16 protein-coding genes are annotated in these 18,394 nt (G+C 31.6%); 5 read left to right on the top strand and 11 right to left on the bottom strand.

Going from position 1 to position 18,394, the window contains the following annotated elements:
- Positions 1 to 5: 5 nt before the first annotated feature.
- Together Q0910_RS24625 and Q0910_RS24620 are read right to left on the bottom strand one after the other, a co-directional pair.
- The gene (locus Q0910_RS24625) at positions 6 to 1,100 is read right to left on the bottom strand and encodes an adenylate/guanylate cyclase domain-containing protein (RefSeq protein WP_299222825.1); all 1,095 of its coding nucleotides are present in this window, start codon (positions 1,098 to 1,100) and stop codon (positions 6 to 8) included.
- Between the two features lie 160 nt (positions 1,101 to 1,260).
- Positions 1,261 to 2,106 carry a UDP-2,3-diacylglucosamine diphosphatase gene (locus tag Q0910_RS24620; RefSeq protein ID WP_299222628.1) on the bottom strand — a complete coding sequence of 282 codons (846 nt, stop codon included), beginning with the start codon at positions 2,104 to 2,106 and terminating at the stop codon, positions 1,261 to 1,263.
- 303 nt (positions 2,107 to 2,409) lie between these two features.
- On the opposite strand from Q0910_RS24620, the gene bglX reads away from it, so the two are divergent.
- The 5 genes from bglX (at position 2,410) to Q0910_RS24595 (ending at position 9,422) form a co-directional block, all read left to right on the top strand.
- The gene (gene bglX / locus Q0910_RS24615) at positions 2,410 to 4,698 is read left to right on the top strand and encodes a beta-glucosidase BglX (protein ID WP_299222626.1); all 2,289 of its coding nucleotides are present in this window, start codon (positions 2,410 to 2,412) and stop codon (positions 4,696 to 4,698) included.
- Positions 4,699 to 4,713: 15 nt separating this feature from the next.
- Positions 4,714 to 6,630 (top strand): NADP-dependent phosphogluconate dehydrogenase, encoded by a 1,917-nt coding sequence (gene gndA / locus Q0910_RS24610; RefSeq protein WP_299222624.1) that lies wholly within the window; start codon positions 4,714 to 4,716, stop codon positions 6,628 to 6,630.
- Between the two features lies 1 nt (position 6,631).
- Positions 6,632 to 7,975, top strand: coding sequence for a gluconate:H+ symporter (locus Q0910_RS24605; protein WP_299222622.1), 1,344 nt, complete (start codon positions 6,632 to 6,634; stop codon positions 7,973 to 7,975).
- A gap of 141 nt (positions 7,976 to 8,116) precedes the next feature.
- Positions 8,117 to 8,251 carry a hypothetical protein gene (locus Q0910_RS24600; protein WP_299222620.1) on the top strand — a complete coding sequence of 45 codons (135 nt, stop codon included), beginning with the start codon at positions 8,117 to 8,119 and terminating at the stop codon, positions 8,249 to 8,251.
- Positions 8,252 to 8,378: 127 nt separating this feature from the next.
- Positions 8,379 to 9,422: a response regulator transcription factor gene (locus Q0910_RS24595; RefSeq protein ID WP_299222619.1), complete on the top strand. Its 1,044-nt coding sequence runs from the start codon at positions 8,379 to 8,381 to the stop codon at positions 9,420 to 9,422.
- Here the strand turns inward: Q0910_RS24595 and Q0910_RS24590 are convergent.
- From Q0910_RS24590 to Q0910_RS24550, 9 genes are all read right to left on the bottom strand, one after another.
- Positions 9,417 to 10,115 carry a VanW family protein gene (locus Q0910_RS24590; protein ID WP_299222617.1) on the bottom strand — a complete coding sequence of 233 codons (699 nt, stop codon included), beginning with the start codon at positions 10,113 to 10,115 and terminating at the stop codon, positions 9,417 to 9,419. The genes Q0910_RS24595 and Q0910_RS24590 overlap by 6 nt on opposite strands.
- On the bottom strand, positions 10,112 to 10,786 hold the full coding sequence (locus Q0910_RS24585) for a class I SAM-dependent methyltransferase (RefSeq protein WP_299222615.1): 675 nt from the start codon (positions 10,784 to 10,786) through the stop codon (positions 10,112 to 10,114). Before Q0910_RS24585 ends, Q0910_RS24590 begins: the two co-directional genes overlap by 4 nt.
- A 164-nt stretch (positions 10,787 to 10,950) precedes the next feature.
- Positions 10,951 to 11,724 (bottom strand): hypothetical protein, encoded by a 774-nt coding sequence (locus tag Q0910_RS24580; RefSeq protein WP_299222613.1) that lies wholly within the window; start codon positions 11,722 to 11,724, stop codon positions 10,951 to 10,953.
- A gap of 96 nt (positions 11,725 to 11,820) precedes the next feature.
- Positions 11,821 to 12,339 (bottom strand): hypothetical protein, encoded by a 519-nt coding sequence (locus tag Q0910_RS24575; RefSeq protein WP_299222611.1) that lies wholly within the window; start codon positions 12,337 to 12,339, stop codon positions 11,821 to 11,823.
- A 100-nt stretch (positions 12,340 to 12,439) separates the two neighbouring features.
- Entirely contained in the window at positions 12,440 to 13,042 is a 603-nt protein-coding gene (locus Q0910_RS24570) for a hypothetical protein (RefSeq protein ID WP_299222609.1), read from the bottom strand.
- Between the two features lie 3 nt (positions 13,043 to 13,045).
- Positions 13,046 to 14,446 (bottom strand): AraC family transcriptional regulator, encoded by a 1,401-nt coding sequence (locus tag Q0910_RS24565; RefSeq protein WP_299222607.1) that lies wholly within the window; start codon positions 14,444 to 14,446, stop codon positions 13,046 to 13,048.
- Positions 14,447 to 14,602: 156 nt separating this feature from the next.
- The gene (locus tag Q0910_RS24560) at positions 14,603 to 15,193 is read right to left on the bottom strand and encodes an SRPBCC family protein (protein ID WP_299222605.1); all 591 of its coding nucleotides are present in this window, start codon (positions 15,191 to 15,193) and stop codon (positions 14,603 to 14,605) included.
- A 444-nt stretch (positions 15,194 to 15,637) separates the two neighbouring features.
- Positions 15,638 to 17,164: a S41 family peptidase gene (locus Q0910_RS24555; protein WP_299222603.1), complete on the bottom strand. Its 1,527-nt coding sequence runs from the start codon at positions 17,162 to 17,164 to the stop codon at positions 15,638 to 15,640.
- A gap of 483 nt (positions 17,165 to 17,647) precedes the next feature.
- Entirely contained in the window at positions 17,648 to 18,169 is a 522-nt protein-coding gene (locus tag Q0910_RS24550; RefSeq protein WP_299222601.1) for a hypothetical protein, read from the bottom strand.
- Positions 18,170 to 18,394 lie beyond the last annotated feature (225 nt).

The following is an 18,394-nucleotide window of genomic DNA, read 5'->3' as shown; positions in this document are numbered from 1 at the left end:
TCTTATTAAACAATTGTAAACAATTCTATTTGTTCATTTTTCCCTCTTAATGAAGCTTTATCAACTGTCTTGTATGTAAAACCAGAGTTCTTTTCCAATTTTTTCACTAAGCAATCAGAAATAAGAATGACTTGACCATAGGTGTTACAGAGTCCTTCAATTCTAGCTGTAGTATTAAGTACATCTCCTGTAAAAACGATTACCTTTTTAATTGTTCCAATTTCACCGGCTGTAATCATTCCGCAATGAAACCCTGCTTTAAAAGTTGGTAAAACTCCAAATTGTTCCAGATATTTTGTAGATTGATTTTTGAGAGCTTTTTGCATAGAATAAAAACAATGAATACAGTTATTATTTTTAAGTCCCTTATCTAAACTCCAAGAAACCACAATTTCATCTCCTACATACTGATATATAATACCCGCGTGTTCTACAATAGCGTTGGATAGATCAGCATAATATTGGGCTAACATCTCAAAATATTTCACGTGACCTAATTTTTCAGCAATAGAAGTAGAGGACTTCATGTCCAAAAACATAAAAATGCGCTCTTCTTCAATGGGTTTATGGTATTTTCCAGTAAAAAAATTAAATAATACTTCTTGACCAATATTGTCACTTACTTCTAGATAAAACAAAGAAAACCCAATAGTTGTTATGATATATAATATAACACTAAGAAAAGCAATATTAGTTACAAAATTGCGCAAATTTATCCATACGTTCTTGTCAAATAAATCAGTATCAAATTCAACAATGAATGATATAGTAGCTGTACTAACTAAGAAAATAATTACTATAGCTATATAAAAAGCTATTTTGTAGATTATTTTTTTAAGGAAGCTTTTCGAATAAAAGAATTTATTAAAATATAATACTTCAAAAGAACCAATAATTAACCCAAAAATACAAGCAGAAATTATGGAAATAATAATACTGTTATTAAAGTTATAAGGATTGTTAGTAGAAGGGTAATGGGTTGCATCACCGAGAATTCCTTTTTCTAAAAATAAATAAATTAAAGATGAAATAATAAAAAGTATAATGAAAGGAGTAACCCTATATATTAATCTTTTTTTTAAAGGAGAAAGTATACTCATCAAAAGTATGAATGTTAACTGGTGGTTAAAGAGGAGCACGCTCACTCAAAGTTAAGAATAAATATTTTGGGTATTAAAAGTTGTTACAGAAAAGGACGGATCACATTGCTTAAAGTTGCAAAGAAGTTATAGCGATACGTTATTAGAAGTATATTGATTATTATTTTTTTATCAATTTATTGATTGCAAAAGAAGCTTGAATACTTTCTAAACTAATATCTAGATTTTCTATTTCATCATCTACTAATTTATCAGTTTTAATATCTTCATTTTGGTATGTTATAAGTTCCCACTCCTTATTTTTATACTCTAGAGCCGTTAGGTTTTCAATCCAATCACCAGAGTTTAAATACATACAGGATCCATTTTTATTAGATTTTTTGGTTATTTGAGGTTGATGAATATGTCCACAAATTACATAATGATAATCATTATCGATAGCTAAATCTGCTGCCACTTGTTCGAAATCATTAATATATTTGACAGCCTTCTTTACACTATTTTTGATCTTTTTGGATAAAGAGAATTTTTCTTTACCAAACTTTACCAGACACCAATTTATAAGTTGATTTATTAATATCAAAAGATCATATCCCCAACCACCAAGTTTGGCAAGCCATTTCGCATTTTGTATAGAAGCATCAAAAATGTCGCCGTGAAATATCCAGGTTTTCTTATTATCCAACTCCAGAACAACTTTATCCACTAATTGGAAATTACCCATTTTGGTATCACTAAACTTTCTTAGCATCTCATCATGATTCCCTGTTATGTAAATAACTTCTGTTCCTTTTGAAGCAAAATTGATAATCTTTTTGATGATTTTAAGGTGTGATTTTGGAAAATAATGTTTTCTGAATTGCCAAATATCAATAATATCCCCGTTAAGAATAAGTGTTTTTGGTTTTATACTATTTAGATAATTTAACAATTCTTCTGCCTGACAGCCAAATGTCCCTAGATGGACATCAGAAATCACAACAACTTCAACAATACGTTTTTTCATAGACTATAGTAAGTCCCAAATTAACTACACATAGATTAAAAAACAATTAACTGATTATAAGTAGATTGTTATGATTTATGCCCAGTATATTTCTTATGTTATCATAATGTTATTAAGTGGACTCGATTCCATAAAGATTTCCCTGTATTTCGATAAAAAGGTTCTATATACTTTCTTAACAACTAAAGAATTGGTTTGTTTCGCTTTTTTCTTATCCTGAAGTATATCTAAATTCGTCTTGCAAATCTTAACAGTATTCTTACTGAAAAGTTTAAAATATCTTTCTCTAACTAAAATTATTTTATGACGTTTTTACAAATGAAAATTTATAATAGGTTGTCATTATTGTTAATCATATTTAGTGTATTTCTATCCTGTGAATCTAAAAATCTAGATACTTCAAAAAAGGATGTAATAAAAGATCCAATTGAGAATAAAATTGATAGCATTCTTTCTAAAATGTCTTTAGAAGAGAAAATTGGTCAAACTGCTCAAAGAGGTAAATCCAGTAGAGTAAAAGAATTACCTGCAGATCTTAAAGAAGCCGTGAGAAAAGGACAGATTGGTTCTTTTCTTAATATTATGAATAAAAACGATGCTAAAGAATTACAAAGAATAGCCGTAGAAGAAAGCCCTAGTAAGATTCCATTAATTTTTGCACGAGATGTGATCCATGGATTCAAAACAATTTTCCCTATTCCACTAGGGCAGGCGGCTTCATTTAATCCTCTATTGGTAAAGGAAGGTTCTAGAGTAGCGGCGATAGAAGCAAGTACAAGTGGAATTAGATGGACTTTTGCTCCGATGTTAGATATATCAAGAGATCCTAGATGGGGTAGAATTGCTGAATCAGCAGGTGAAGATCCCTATTTGACAAGTGTAATGGCGGAAGCATATATAAAAGGTTTCCAAGGAGAAGATTTATCATCACCAACAAGTATGGCAGCCTGTGCAAAACATTTTATTGGATATGGAGCAGCAGAAGGAGGAAGAGATTACAATACGGCGAATATAAATGAAAATTTATTGCATAATACGTATTTGAAGCCATTTAAGAAAGCTGTAGAAGCGGGTTCGGCAACATTTATGACCAGTTTTAATGAGCTTAACGGGGTTCCGGCGTCTGCCAATAAATATATTCTTAAAGATATTTTAAGAGATGAATGGGGATTCGATGGTTTTGTGGTGAGTGATTGGAATTCTATTATAGAGATGGTAAATCATGGATTTGCAAAAGATCAAAAAGAAGCAGCAGAGAAATCAATAAATGCAATGTTGGATATGGAAATGACTAGTACTTCATATCACGATCATCTAAAACAATTAATCAATGAAGGTAAATTTTCTGAAAAACAATTGGATACAATTGTTAAGAATATACTTCGTATAAAACTGCGATTAGGATTATTTGAGAATCCATATTTTGATCCTAATGATGCAATTCTTTATGATAAAAAACATTTAGCTTCGGCTCAAGAAACCGCTACAGAAAGTACGGTATTACTAAAAAATACGAATAATTTATTACCGTTAAATTCCAAAAAGAAATTAGCAATTATAGGTCCTTTGGCAAATGCTCCTCACGAACAATTAGGTACTTGGACTTTTGATGGCGAAAAAGAACATACCATTACTCCATTAAAATCATTTCAACAGGATGATCAGTATACAATTCAATACAGTGAAGGATTATCATACAGTAGAGATAAATCAACCGATGGTTTTGGTAATGCAATAAAAGCAGCAAAGTCTTCTGACGTGATTCTATTTTTTGCTGGAGAAGAAGCTATTTTATCTGGAGAAGCGCATAGTAGAGCTAGTATAAACCTTCCTGGAGGTCAAGAAGATTTAATCACAGAATTACATAAGACAGGAAAGCCTATTGTTTTAATTGTTATGGCAGGTAGACCAATTACATTAGGAAACATTATAGATAAGGTTGATGCCGTTTTAATGGCTTGGCATCCTGGAACTATGGGCGGGCCTGCTTTGAAAAATATTATAACCGGAAAAGTTTCTCCTTCAGGAAAACTGCCGGTTACCTGGCCAAAAGAAGTAGGGCAAATACCAATTCATTACAATCATAAAAATACGGGTAGACCTGTGATTCCAGAAGAATTTGTACATATGGATTCAATACCAATTGCGGCTTGGCAAAGTTCTCTGGGTAATACATCACATTATCTGGATGCAGGTTTTTTACCACAATATCCTTTTGGGTATGGGTTAAGTTATAGTAATTTTAGATATGCAGATGTTAGTATTTCATCAACTAACCATAAGATTGGAGATACAATTACGGTAAAAGCTATGATTACCAATACAGGAAAAATTAAAGCCAAAGAAACCGTACAATTGTATTTTAGAGATATGGTGGGTAGTTTAACCAGACCTGTTAAAGAACTTTTACGATTTAAAAAAGTAACTTTAGAAGCAGGTGCTTCTAAAGAAGTTATATTTAGTTTTTCTACGGATGATTTAGCTTTTTACGGACCTGATAAGGTATGGGTGACAGAACCAGGTGATTTTAAACTATGGGTAAGTGAACATTCGATGGATGAAACGAATGAATTAGAATTTACATTAGAATAAAATAAGAATGATATCGTGGGCAAAGGTGTTATATATATACTATTTGGAGTTTCTGGAAGTGGGAAAACCACTATAGGAAAAAAGTTAGCTAAAGATTTCAATATTCCATTTTTTGATGCAGATGATTTTCATCCAGAAAGTAATATCAAAAAAATGTCTGATGGATTTCCACTGAATGATTCCGATAGAGAACCTTGGTTACAAAAATTGGCGAATAAAATAATTGATTGGAACACTAAAAATGGAGCCGTATTAGCCTGTTCAGCCTTAAAGATAAAATATAGAGATACTCTTCAATCTATTGATCCGGAATATATAGAATGGATATTTCTGGATGGAAGTTTTGATTTGATTGCCAATCGCATGGAAACAAGGAAAAACCATTTCTTTAAAAAAGAAATGCTGATTTCTCAATTTGAAACCTTAGAAAGACCAGAAAAAGGGATTGTTATAACAGTTGATAAAAGTAGTGATGAAATTGTGAATGAAATTAAATCTAAATTGGATACAAATAGATCGCAGTTAGGATTGATAGGATTAGGAGTGATGGGTAAGAGCTTAGCTAAAAACCTTTTATCCAAAAACTTTACACTTTCTGTGTATAATAGGCAAGTGGATGATTATGAGGTTGATATCGCAAAAAAGTTTGTAAAGGAACAGCCTGATAACCATATGGTACTAGGGTTTGATAATTTAAAATCATTTGTAGACTCTATAGAACAACCTCGTACCATTATACTTATGGTCAATGCTGGGAAACCGGTGGATTTAGTGATTGATGCATTAGTACTATTTTTGTCAAAAGGTGATTGTATTATTGATGGAGGAAATTCTCATTATAAATCAACATTAGAAAGAAGTAATAGACTATCCGATAAAGGAGTTCATTTTTTAGGAGCAGGTATTTCTGGAGGAGAGGAAGGTGCGTTAAAAGGTCCTTCGATTATGCCTGGCGGATCAAAGGAAGCCTATGATAGATCAGGCTTTTTTTTGGAAGCTATTGCGGCGAGAGATAATGCAAATAACCCATGTTGTGACTATATTGGGCCAGAAGGATCAGGACATTATGTAAAAATGGTTCATAATGGAATTGAATATGCAGAAATGCAATTGTTAGCAGAAGCCTATCACATTTTACGCTTTTATGCAAAAAAAAACCCGGATCAAATAGCAGCTATTTTTAATATTTGGAGAAACAATGGATTAGATAGTTATCTACTCGAGATTACAATAGGTATTCTGATTAAAAAAGAAGGAAATAATTTTCTAATTGATAAAATACTTGATAAAGCAGGGCAGAAGGGAACTGGTGGTTGGTCTACTAATGCTGCTTTAGAAGTTGGAATGCCTTTATCTACGATTTCTGAGTCCGTAATGGCCCGTAACATTTCTGGAATAAAATCCCAACGTGTTGAAGCTTCAGAAAGATATCAGCTAAAAACATCTAGTATTTCTTCAGATGATACTGTATTTATTGAAAATTTAGAAAAGGCTTTCAGAACGGCAAGTGTTATTAATCATCATATCGGTTTCGAATTACTAAAAGAAGCTTCTAAGGAATATAACTGGGAGCTAAATCTTTCCAAAATAGCCAGAATATGGACCAATGGTTGTATCATACGAAGTGATTTAATGGAGCAAATTTGGGATTTGTTTTTAAATAATAATGATACCTCTTTGTTACTATTTCCTGATATAATCACAACCGTAAAATCTAATATCGATTCACTTACAGAAACCGTTGCTGTTGGACTTAAATCAAGGTATTCTTTACCAGTGTTTTCTGCCGCAGCCAATTATTTTTTAACATATGCATCTGCTCAATCATCTGCAAATATGATACAAGCGCAGCGAGATTATTTTGGAGCACATACGTATCAACGAATCGATAAACCAATCAACGAATATTTTCACACAAACTGGAAAAGCTAATATGGAGTATCAATTATTAATTGCAGTAGGAGTAGGGATTATTGCTTTACTTTTTATGATCCTGAAATTAAGAATGCAGGCATTTATTGCATTGCTTATTGTTTGCATATTAGTAGGAATTGTTGCCGGGTTGCCGGCAGAAGACATTCTTAATAGTATTAAAAACGGAATGGGTGGGACACTTGGTTTTGTGGCAACTGTTGTGGGGCTTGGAGCATTATTTGGTGGATTGTTAGAAAACTCAGGAGGAGCGCAAGGATTAGCAAATTACATACTAAAACTAGCTGAAGAAAAAAATGCGTCCTGGGCATTGATGATCACAGGGTTCATCATTGCAATACCCGTATTTTTTGACGTAGCTTTTATTATTTTAGTTCCAATAGTATATGCAATTGCCAGAAAAACTAAGAAATCTTTATTGCTTTATGCAATTCCTTTATTAGCTGGATTAGCAATTACACATAGCTTTATACCACCTACTCCTGGTCCAGTTGCTGTAGCGGATATATTAGGAGCAAATCTTGGTTGGGTTATAGTATTTGGTTTTTTGGCTGGAATTCCTGCTGCGATTATTAGTGGACCTTTATTGGGAAAATACCTTGCAAAGAAAATAGATTTAGTGATTCCTGAAACTGATGAATCCAATATAACAATAGATAATCCACCAAATCCAGTTGGTATCATTGTAATTATAGCGTTACCCATTTTATTAATCGTTCTAAAAACGGTTTTGTTGGGAGATTGGTTTGATGAAGATGCATTGCCAAAATCGTTGGTGTATATGATTACACTTTTAGGACATCCTTTTACCGCATTAATCATTGCAAATTTAATTGCCTGGTATTTTTTGGGAATAAAAAGAGGAGTAACTAGAGACGATTTATTAAAATTATCCATGAAATCTTTCAGGCCCGCTGGAGCGATTATTTTGTTAACTGGTGCTGGAGGAGCTTTTAAACAAATATTAGTAGACACCAAAGCGGGAGAATTATTAGCTTCTTCATTACAGAGTTCCTATATACATCCGTTGCTGTTTGCATTTATAGTAGCTGCTTTAATAAGAGTTTTACAGGGTTCGGCTACGACTGCTATGATTGCGGCAGCAGGAATCACATCACCAATTATTTTGGCTGGGGATTTTAGTGCTGCTCAGATTGCTCTCTTTGTAATCTCGATTGCTTCCGGAGCAACGATCTTATCCCATGTAAACGATAGTGGCTTTTGGTTAGTAGGCCAATACTTAGGAATGACAGAGAAACAAACCTTCCGTTCGTGGACAGTAATGACTACATTAATTGCAATTACAGGGGTTTTAATGTCCTTACTACTGTGGTATATTTTTTAGTAAATCGTTAGGTGCAATTCCGAAGAGAATAAATTAAAATAATTTATTCAGTTAAAAACTACATAACTACCCGTTTAGGGTGGGAATATTATCATTAATAAAATGTATTTTTCAGATAATTAATAATTTAAGCGTCGTATTATGAAAACATTACATGATCTTAAAAAACTGTATAAAGAATTAGATAGAGACGAAAAGTATAAACTTAATGGAGGTACTCAACAAAAATCCGTTGTTATATGGTGTAGAATGGCAATTACTTATGAGCCATGTTAATGACTGTTTGGATTACTAAAGAATGATTATTTAAATTTTCTGATTCATTTTGAAATATATAATTATGTTATTCTTTATAGAATCATTAGGATAAACAAAGATTAAAAATTACTTACTTTGTTTGACGATGAATCCAGAAGTTTTTAAACATATAGAATTATTATTAGGCAGTATTGGTTTTATAATCGCGTTATTCTTTGGACTATTCTTGATAATAACAAAAAAGGAGCGAGCTAGTGCCAATGTATTTCTAGCGATGTACCTTTTGGCTTTTAGCCTTAGGATTGGTAAATCTTTGTTTTATAATTATTTTCCAATTGATCCTATAATTCGGAATGTTTTTCTTGGAATGTTATTAGCTATTGGTCCTTCGTTATGGTTTTATGCAACGAGATTATTTTCAATAAAGGAAATAAGTAATAAGAGATTAATTTTCATTCAATATCTTCCGTTGCTTTTGTTCGTAACATTTTGTTGGATTATTCCCAATGATGATTCTACATTTTCCAAAATTATATTTCTAGGACTATTATTCCATATTTTGCTATACGGATTATATACGTTGTACTGGTTGTTTACTAATAAAAACAAATCCAATCATAAATCATATAAGTTGTATCATTGGTTGTTGTTTTTTACGGCGCTGACTATTGGAATGTCACTAATTCAGATTGGAGTGTTTTTGCGCATAGTCCCGTATTTAAGCACAGCTTTTTTATTCTCAGCGATAATTCTTGTTTTATTAATCTATGCTTTAAGGAATTCTTTTTTGTTTAAGATAGAAAACAAAAAGTATGCTAATTCTTCATTAAATGATGAAAATGCAAAAACGTATTTAGATCAGTTGACGTATCTAATGGAGGAAGAAAAATTGTTTCTGGATCCGAAAATTACCTTAACGAAACTCAGTTACAGAATAGGAATAACCTCTAAACAATTATCTCAGGTTATTAATCAGAATAAAAAAGAAAATTACTCGCAGTTTATTGCGAGATATCGAATAACAGAAGCTAAGCGATTATTACAGCTGCCGGAATATCAAAATTATAAAATATCCAGTATTGCGTATGATTGTGGGTTTAACAGTATATCTTCTTTTAACACGGCTTTTAAAAAGTTAAGTAATACCACAGCAGTACAATTCAGAGAGGCTCAATTAAATTCTTTATAGGGTTTTATAAATTGATTCGTTTGTGGGTTTTTTATTAACTAAAGTAATTACTTTTACTTCACTATTATTCATAACTTTTTTATTAAACTCAATGGTGTTTTTTTTAATTATTTCATTGTAATTCAGGTGTATAGTTAGTAATTTGTCCGTTACTATAAAAGTGAATTTAATTGGAGCTTGTAAGCTGTTTTTAATTTTCAAGTCTTTATATCCGTAAGCAACAGTGGCATCAGAACCTAAGGGTGTAAACCTGGTTTCATCGGTATATATGTCTTTAGAGTGATTATGTCTTTCTATAATTTCAAGGTTAGCATATAGACTACTATAATATATAAGACCTGCTAGCTGACAGAGTCCTCCTCCGATCGAAGGTTCTATTTTTCCGTTAACCAAAGAGCGACTTTCCATATATCCTTTTTTTAGCGTAGGATTGCCTACAGTTTTCCAAAATGAGAATATTTCACCTGGATTAATAATAAAAGATTGAATAGACTTTATAGCGATTAGCAAGTTTTGTTTTTTGGCTTCATTAGGTTTTAACTCTTGCGATATCTTATTGGAGAATTGAAAATCAACGTTCATTTGTTGTTTTTTAGCATATAAAAACCAATAGCCATTAAAAATATCACGAATAAAGTTTCTTACTAAGTGAATTTTAATTTTAGTATGTGCCGGAATAATTTTTCTTATCATTTTTTAGTAAGTACAAAGATTAAATGAGAGCTATATTCCTTTAAAAAAGATTTACATAAAAAGTTATCAATCAAAATAAAGAACTTTCTGATCTTTTTAGGAATTCTATGGATAGGAAAAAAGGCAATTCCATAAAAACATTCCATATTCCAGTCTTTAGCAATAATTTCTTTTAGGTTTTCGACTTCTATTTGATTTCCACCATGCCAAGACTTGCTTTTATACCCTGATATTTTTCTTCTTTTTAAAGAGGGAATATCAAAAATAAAAAAACCTTCTTTTTTTGTGACACGACCAACTTCAGAAAGTATTTTTTTAGTTGCAGTTAGGTCTAAATGCATAAATAAATGAAAAGAAATTACGTTTTCGAAGTGTTCATTTTTATACGGAAGCTCTTCCGCATCTCCTACGATGATTTCTTTAGAAGGGAATCTATTTTTAGATATTTTAATCATTTCAGAACTTATATCTACTCCGTGATCAGCATATTTTAGAAAACGACCTGTACCACAAGCTACATCTAAATTTAAGCTGACATCCTCTTGATTTAAGTATTTTCTAAGGATTCTATTTTCTTGATTGTTGATGTATTTTCCATATGAATTAGAAAACCTACTAGAATCATAATTTTCAGCTATTTCATTATAGTATTGATTAATTTCCTCTTTCACTTTTTATTGTTATGCTAATTTGTATGCGATTAGTTACGTGATAAGCACGAGAGTGTTTTTCCGTCGCAACCGAAAGATAACTAATAAGATTGAGTTTTTGAGAGAAAATTTAACTCAGCTCATGTGATTAAAACAAGTGTTGTTAATTTGAATCATTTCTTTTTTTAATGCACTACTGAGATTTCGTTTCCTTTAATCCAACTTTTCAAAAGTTCCTCGTTTGTACTAATCTCTGCAAGATAAAACTTATTGTAAGAGGCAAAAACAATGGAATCTTCAATTTTTTCGATTTCTACTCCTTTATAATCTATATAGTTTGAATGAATCAAATATAAGTGTCCACTTTCCTTAAGAATATATCCAACGTGGCTAGCATCAAATCCGATGAAATGAATTCCATCTTTTAAACTTTTATTAATCATCAATATATTTTGTTCAATAGAACTTTCTGCAATTTCAATTACTGGAGTGTTTAGCGCTAAACTTTTTGCTTCGTTCACTGGAGATTGTTGAGCAAGTTTATATCGATTTAAGTTTATTCCAGTATCTTTTAATGTTGTTGAAACAAAATATCCACAGGCAATTTTTCCTTTCCTTGGGATTGATGTATGCCCTTCAAACGACCATTCGGTTCCTTCCCAAAAAAGGATTATTCTATTGATCAAAGAATGCTTAAAGACATTTGATATTGAATCAATTGATAGTTCTTTGTTATTTAGTTTGAGTTTTGCTTTTTTAATTTGACTTTTTACCAAACCATAACTTTTAAGCGAATCACTTTTCGATTTTAATTCTTTAAGAGTCTTTATAAAATCCTTTTTGGCTAAATTAATAACTTGGGTTGTATCGTTTTCAGAAGTGTTTAATGCTTTCTTGCCATTCTGTCCAATACATCCAAAGTTCATTAATACGAATATTGTTAAAATAAGCTTATTCATTCTTTTTTATTTGTATCTGTTATTAATCGAACACACGCTTAAATTTAATTAATTCTGCCATAATTAATTTATACATTATGCAGGCAACAGATTTTATTACTTTTCATCAGTTTTGAATCCGTAAATAGTAGTTTGCATTCCAGCAATTTTCCATTCTCCATTTACTTTTTCCATAAGCCTTGTTTCGCGTTTCAGTCCTCGTAGCGAGTCCTGTTGTTCATAAGTTACCCAAGCTCCATTTCCATAGAGTCTTACATCAATTTTGTCCAACAACTTAGGTAAGGGCTCTGGTTCGGGATGTTCTTCGATAAAGGTTTTAACGAATTGACTTATTTCACTCCAACCAACAGACTCAGAAAAAGTACTGTCCGCAAAGTCAATGTAGGTTTTCGTAATATCAGGGTCGTGTATCCATTTGTCTTTCCAGTCCTCGTAGTTTCTTTGAAAAGCAGCTTTGGTCTCGTTGTTAAAGGTTTCTAAAATAGCTTTTTTTTCATTTTCAATATGGATTTCTAGATTTGCTACGTGATCCGTTTTGGTTGTCCTGTGCTCTTTACAACTTATTATATTTAGCAAGAAGACAACAGAGAATATTGATACTAATTTATTAGTCATATTTTTTGTTTTCTTAGCTGTTCATTAAGGTACAGGGTTTATACAAGTTAAAGATTAAATTGTAAGTTAAATTAGTTTTTAACCTTTTGGATCCCTTTTATCAATATTTAAATACTAAAACATATCCGTCTAATTCAACAGCATATTCCATAAACTTTTTAACATCATTAAATATCTGTTCAATCTTTTCGGGATGATTATTTATTTGCTCAATTTTATATACAACTTCATTAACCATTTTTCGAAAATTATAATTTTCGAAAAATTCCTTGAAATTAAGAGAATCTATAAGTGTTTTTTTCTTTTGTAAGATTTCAATATCCCAATATTTTAAAGGATATCCTTGTCCTGATATAGAGTAATCACATTTTATTCCATCATAAAAGAACGGTTCACTTTCTTTAAAGTTCCTTTCATCATTTTCTATTTTAGCGAATATATAGTCAAAAACTTCGTATGTTCTAATCGTATCAATATAGAATTTTTTTAAGAATTTTTTTTCAGGATAATATGTAGCCAAATTTCGAGCGTCATTCTTGAATTCAATCCAGTCGGGATGACCAAAATCTGTAAAATTATCATCAAAAGCTCGAGGAAGAGAAAATAGGATATCACTATATTCTGAACCTTTTTTAAGTTCAGCTTTTTTTAAAATAATTTCACCTTCTTTTGGAATGGCTAATAAAGATAAATCCAACCCCATTTTTTATTCAAGTATGTCTTTAATTTCATTTATGAATTTTAATGATTCTTTTTCAATTAGTTCCGTTAAAGTTCTTTTATTACTAAAATCAGGTTCTTCTACAATGGTTTGGTCTATAATTGACAGACTATCATTAATTGATTCTGCCAAATGATATGTACTCCAATCACTATCTTTGAACATTTCCCAATACTTTTTTCGGATACTTTTATTTTGACCAGATAAGCAAATTGAAAAAAACATCATTTTGTGATTTAGGATGATAACAAATTTAAGTTTTTGTTTTTTCAATTCGTCTGTTGTTAAAGAGAAATAAGAAAAATCAGGATTTCCTTGATAAACGTTTCCAAGTTTAAAATAAGTATCATATTCTTTATGAAAAAAAGCTTTCAATTCTTTCATATAATTTATCAGTTGATGATAATCTAATCTTTTTTCGCATTTCCCGTTTTGTGCCTTGGTACCTGAAAAATCTAGATTGCTTGTTTCCTCGAGTTTAATATTGTCTGTTTTTTCAAGTGGAATACAAATGTCTAATATGAATTTTTGCTCAGGATGAGTTTTATGATCATTATGATACATTTCAAAATAGTCCCCATCTCTAAATTCATAACCATTTTCAATAACCCAAGTGCACATACTTTTCCATGCTTTTGAAATTTCTTCTGCTTTAATTTCAAAATGCCCAACAGCATAAATGCCTTTCTTTAAGCCTATTTGTCTAATTTCTCCATCCGTATTGACACTTTCACTAATGGTTACACAAGTGCTGAATCTCAATTTTGAGGTTTGAGTAATATTTGGGTTGTCGTGATAAATAGTAATAGCTTTGAAATTCGAAATATCCAATACTTTTTTTTGATGTCCCCATTCCATCAATCTTTGAAACATATTAGCAGCTTTATCAAATTCTCCAGTATGCGATATACAGGCAAGCTTTAGCTCTGGTAGTTCTTTTACTCTTATTTGCGTATTCATTTTAATCCACTGTTTAATGTTATCAATGGAACAAATGTATTTTTCGGATGAAAAAGGTTCTATACCAATCTTGCTAAGTAATTCTTTTCCTTCAGTTTTAAACTTGGTTGGGCTAACACCGTAGTACTTTTTAAATGCTCGTGAAAAAGAATTATCACTATTGAAGCCGTACTTATAAGCTAAATCTTTTAAAGGAATGTTTGGTTCAATAAGTATAATTGAAGCAATACGCTCAATCCGTTTTCTATTGATATATTCGTTTAATCTTTCGTTAACTACAGTTAAAAATACTCTATGAAAGTGGTAAGGTGAATAGTGGGCTTTCTCAGATAGCCTTTTCAGTGATAGGTCAGTATCAAGATTCTTTTCAATAAAATCCAAGACGAGATTTATTCGTTTGAGATATTCTCGCCTTGTTTCGTTCATTTCATTTCGATTTTTTAAATGCAAGATAACGCCAAATATATGAATCGGAGCAAGGCAAGTACACCTGAACCAATCGAATTATCTGCGTATTTTTATTTCTCGTTTAATTGACTACAACGTTTCTTATACATAGTTGTAGTACGTAATCTTATCGTTTTATTTTTTCGAATTTTGAAGTCTGCTCTCAACTTCTTTTTTAAGTTCTCTGTTGAAAATTAAATATGACGGAAGAACATATCTTGCTAAATTAACTGTATTAATATTCTTATTTTGACCTTTAAATTCATCTGATTGGATAAATTTTGTGTGAATACTGTCTATAGACTCAATACGAAATAAATGCCTGTCAATAATTCCTGGTAATACTTGTATTGTGTCCGACCATCCGTAATGCTCATTTTCGGAATAAATAAAATTATGTGGGATGATTCTAACTTTCTCATCAATACTATAAGTCACATCAACTCTTCCTTCATTCGTCAAATTTCCAGAGATTTTTTTTAGGGTACTACTCCAATTTGGCATGGTATTAAAATCAGTCATAACCTGCCAGACTTCGTTTGATGGAGCATTAATTACAATTGAGGTATATATTGAATGATTGTTTGTTTCTAATTCTAGAATTTTAATGTTTTCAATAACCTTTTCAGTCTTGTCCACGACTTTTTCTTTATCAAAACCCTTTGTACAAGCAATAACTAATAGAGTAAATGCTACAATAATTATTAATGTTAATTTTTTATCCATGTGTGATTACTTATTATGTGCTACAACGTTGTGGGCAAGAGCTGCGGTCAGCAGCGTCTTGGCCCTCAACTAACTAGTTAGTTGGCAAGGGGCAAGGCGTTGTTGGCCGTTGCTTCTTGCCTGTTGTTATCTGCTGTCTTTGCTGAGCCACCATAAGTAAGCCTAACATTTCAACGATAACATCGGTATCCAGAACCTCTTCGCAGTAGCCTAGAAGGTGTAAATATGCGAGAAGAGCCGATCACAGCTCTTGCCCACAACGTTAAATCTGCAAGTGAGCGAAGCGAAGATTGCAGATTTAACGTGTTCGTGTATGATTTCGTTGCGTGTTTCAGCAACTAAATTAGCAAATACAAACCGAATAGAAAATCCGTGAGGATTTTCGTAAGTATGCCAGAACTAGCAATGAATTATACACGTCTTTGTTAGCAAACGTATTTTTATTCAGTTCTTAGATTTAGTTTCTATTAAATTTAAGACAAATTCCAATTGTACGTCTTTCAGGTCTAAAAGGTCTTGCATTGTTGGTCGTATTTCATAATCAGGAATTGTTCCTCTACCTATATATTCTGATTCTGTGCTGTTCATTACATAATCCACTAAAGGAATATTTACCTCAATTTTCGAATTCGGTAATTTTAAAGTAGCAAAGTCTCCACCATTCCCGCCGTGATAATCACCTCCAGATTCTTCTCCAATAAATATAGCCAAATCATTAATATGCATTGCAGATGTGAATTCTGCCGTCGTAGATGCACTTCTTCCATTCATTAAAATATATGTTTCTCCTTTGAAGTTTGGTCTGTTGGGTTGTTGAACCAATAAACCCTCGTTTACTTCTGGTTTTGTGGCAAACCTCCCATTAGGCATTTTATTTACTAGTTTTTGATTGTATTTATACCATTCTATATTCTTGTTAGTATGCTTAAATAAAAAAGTTGTGTCTGAAATTCCAGTCGACGTATATAATGAATCAAAATAAATGGTTGGTTTATCTATGAAATAATTGAACAAATATCGCCCCAGAATGTCTGAGCCACCTCCATTATCTCTTACATCAACGATTAGGTGCTCAATTTTTTCTTTATCAAATTCCTTGAAAGCATCAGAAACGATTTCTGTGAATTTATGAGAGTCAAAATTTCGAACTTTAAGAAGGGCTACTTTTTTAGATATTATCTCATGGCGTATTGGATTTTTGTTGTTCTTTTTGTCATAGTCTATATAATAACGCATATATGCGCTTATTTTAGAATTCTTCGACTTTCTATATTTTTTATGATTTTTAGTCCATTCCTTAAATGTTACAGCCTTGAGGTTTTTTTCAAAGATTTTCCCATCCGAACTCTCTAGTTTAACAATAAAGTTTTCTGGTCTGTTAATTAAGAGGTAATACCAAAATTGGAATTCTACTCCAGTTTCCAATCGACTATGTTTATTGGTCAGTATATTGCCATCGGTGGAAAAGCAAGAGATTAAAGAATTATAAATCTCTTCTATGGTTTGACCATTAATACTAATTATCCTTGTTCCAGGAAGTAGATTAGCGTCAAAAGATAAATCTGCACCTACAAAAGCATTTAAAGGTTCAAATTCCCACCTTATCCATAAGGGAAAGAACTTACCTTTATTATTAATACTATTTAAAACTTCTGATTCAGGAACTGCCAAAGTGTGCTGACATTTTATTTTGGAAATGACGGAACTTATTTTTTTATAAAATTCGCCATAACTTGTTACGTTACTACTTTCATTTTTTATCTCATTAATTGATTTATTAAACTCTTCTTTATCAATATATTGAAATAAACTAGGATGTAATTTCTCTAAACCCGTTCTTAGAACTTCGATATCCTCTGATAATTCTTGCGAAGTAAATGTTTTATCAAAAATTAAATTAGTATCTGATTGTCCTTGTAATTGAATATTTACAAGAAAAAGAATAATTAGAATATTTAGTTTTGTTTTCATAATTCAATTCCCGATTCGTTCGCTATATGTTTGCTAACGTTGTGGGCAAGAGCTGCGGTCAGCAGCGTCTTGGCCCTCAACTAACTAGTTAGTTGGCAAGGGACAAGGCGTTGTTGGCCGTTGCTTCTTGCCTAGTGTTATCTGTTGTCTTTGCTGAGCCACCATAAGTAAGCCTAACATTTCAACGATAACATCGGTATCCAGAACCTCTTCGCAGTAGCCTAGAAGGTGTAAATATGCGAGAAGAGCCGATCACAGCTCTTGCCCACAATGTTAAATCTGCAAGCGAGCGAAGCGAAGATTGCAGATTTAACGCTAAATATATGAATCGGAGCAAGGCTAGCACACCTTAATCAATTGATCTATCTGCGCATTTTTATTTCTTATTTAATTTATAAAAATCTAGCGCCATTGCAAAAAGAAATTGACTTTTCGAGCCAGCACTAAACTTTGCTCTGATTTCATATATGATGTTACCATACGTTATTTTTTAATTAGTTTTTTCAATTCATTAATCTCCTTTTCAGCGTATTTAATATGACCAGATCTATCTCCACAATAAATGTAAGGGTCGGAATGTCCCAAAAATCGTTTCTCTTGTTCAATTACTTTTTTCGCATAAACTAAGTATTCTTTATCTAAGATTAATAATGGAGAAGTACTGCTATAAATTCTTGCAAAAACTTTAATTTGTTTTTTATTCTTTCCTTTAAACAGTTCTGAAACCTCAAATACATACCAATAATTTTGGATTGGTTGAAAATCAGTTGGACCATTTTCATCAATATCAGATGATTCAAGAGTCTCTTTTCTTATAATTTCAACAACTTTTCCAGTAAATACATATTCAGATCTTTCAAATTCATTTAAAATCTCAGGTATATCCACTATTCCTGGATATTCAATACATAATCTTTTAGAGTGAATACTGTCAATTACTTCCCTTTTTCTTTGACCGTAACCAAGAAAAGAAATCAGTAACATGAGTAATAGAATTTTTTTCATCTAATTCTGACTAACGTCAATTTATTATATTGATATTCAGTTATTTAAAATTTAGTCAAATTCCTTAAAAAATCACTCAATTTCCATTCTTTTTTGTCGACGTTAGCAAAAGAAATTAATAGAGTTTCTTTATGTAGGAAATGTATGGTAACGTTGTGGGCAAGAGCTGCGGTCAGCAGCGTCTTGGCCCTCAACTAACTAGTTAGTTGGCAAGGGGCAAGGCGT

Source organism: uncultured Aquimarina sp., assembly GCF_947495315.1.
GTDB lineage: Bacteria > Bacteroidota > Bacteroidia > Flavobacteriales > Flavobacteriaceae > Aquimarina.
The sequence above is the reverse complement of the archived record's forward strand: the minus strand, read 5'-3'. Positions and strand labels throughout refer to the sequence as shown.

What these genes read in the sequence shown, in the direction of transcription:
- Q0910_RS24625 (WP_299222825.1), bottom strand. Translation starts at nt 1,100, where the DNA reads ATGAGTATACTTTCTCCTTTAAAAAAAAGATTAATATATAGGGTTACT.
- Q0910_RS24620 (WP_299222628.1), bottom strand. Translation starts at nt 2,106, where the DNA reads ATGAAAAAACGTATTGTTGAAGTTGTTGTGATTTCTGATGTCCATCTA.
- bglX (WP_299222626.1), top strand. Translation starts at nt 2,410, where the DNA reads ATGACGTTTTTACAAATGAAAATTTATAATAGGTTGTCATTATTGTTA.
- Q0910_RS24605 (WP_299222622.1), top strand. Translation starts at nt 6,632, where the DNA reads ATGGAGTATCAATTATTAATTGCAGTAGGAGTAGGGATTATTGCTTTA.
- Q0910_RS24600 (WP_299222620.1), top strand. Translation starts at nt 8,117, where the DNA reads ATGAAAACATTACATGATCTTAAAAAACTGTATAAAGAATTAGATAGA.
- Q0910_RS24595 (WP_299222619.1), top strand. Translation starts at nt 8,379, where the DNA reads ATGAATCCAGAAGTTTTTAAACATATAGAATTATTATTAGGCAGTATT.
- Q0910_RS24590 (WP_299222617.1), bottom strand. Translation starts at nt 10,115, where the DNA reads ATGATAAGAAAAATTATTCCGGCACATACTAAAATTAAAATTCACTTA.
- Q0910_RS24580 (WP_299222613.1), bottom strand. Translation starts at nt 11,724, where the DNA reads ATGAATAAGCTTATTTTAACAATATTCGTATTAATGAACTTTGGATGT.
- Q0910_RS24575 (WP_299222611.1), bottom strand. Translation starts at nt 12,339, where the DNA reads ATGACTAATAAATTAGTATCAATATTCTCTGTTGTCTTCTTGCTAAAT.
- Q0910_RS24570 (WP_299222609.1), bottom strand. Translation starts at nt 13,042, where the DNA reads ATGGGGTTGGATTTATCTTTATTAGCCATTCCAAAAGAAGGTGAAATT.
- Q0910_RS24565 (WP_299222607.1), bottom strand. Translation starts at nt 14,446, where the DNA reads ATGAACGAAACAAGGCGAGAATATCTCAAACGAATAAATCTCGTCTTG.
- Q0910_RS24560 (WP_299222605.1), bottom strand. Translation starts at nt 15,193, where the DNA reads ATGGATAAAAAATTAACATTAATAATTATTGTAGCATTTACTCTATTA.
- Q0910_RS24555 (WP_299222603.1), bottom strand. Translation starts at nt 17,164, where the DNA reads ATGAAAACAAAACTAAATATTCTAATTATTCTTTTTCTTGTAAATATT.
- Q0910_RS24550 (WP_299222601.1), bottom strand. Translation starts at nt 18,169, where the DNA reads ATGAAAAAAATTCTATTACTCATGTTACTGATTTCTTTTCTTGGTTAC.